Source organism: Archangium violaceum Cb vi76, assembly GCF_000733295.1.
GTDB lineage: Bacteria > Myxococcota > Myxococcia > Myxococcales > Myxococcaceae > Archangium > Archangium violaceum.
In genome coordinates this window covers 1-440 of sequence record NZ_JPMI01000183.1, presented here as the reverse complement: position 1 = coordinate 440, position 440 = coordinate 1, and the positions used below count along the sequence as shown (strand labels likewise).

Annotated in this window: 1 protein-coding gene; it reads left to right on the top strand. The window is 71.4% G+C overall.

Annotated features, from left to right (window positions below):
• Positions 1–440: hypothetical protein (locus Q664_RS59330; protein ID WP_160174503.1), on the top strand; the 440-nt coding region annotated here is incomplete at both ends.

Here is a 440-nt window from a genome sequence, read left to right as displayed (position 1 = left end):
GCTCCTCCGCGAGGCGAGCCTCTTCGGCAAGACGCGCCTCTTCCGCGAGACGAGCCTCCTCCTCCGCACGGAGACGGGCCTCTTCCGCGAGTCGCGCCTCCTCGGCGAGGCGAGCCTCCTCCGCCAGTCGCGCCTCTTCCGCGAGCCGTCGCTCCTCGGCAAGACGCGCCTCTTCCGCGAGACGAGCCTCCTCCTCCGCACGGAGACGTGCTTCTTCGGCGAGTCTGGCCTCTTCGGCCAGCCGTGCCTCCTCCGCGAGCCGTCGCTCCTCGGCAAGACGAGCCTCTTCGGCCAGTCGCACCTCTTCCGCGAGACGAGCCTCCTCCTCCGCGCGGCGACGGGCTTCTTCGGCGAGTCTGGCCTCCTCGGCGAGGCGAGCCTCTTCGGCCAGTCGCGCCTCTTCTTCCGCGCGACGACGAGCCTCTTCAGCGAGCCTGGCC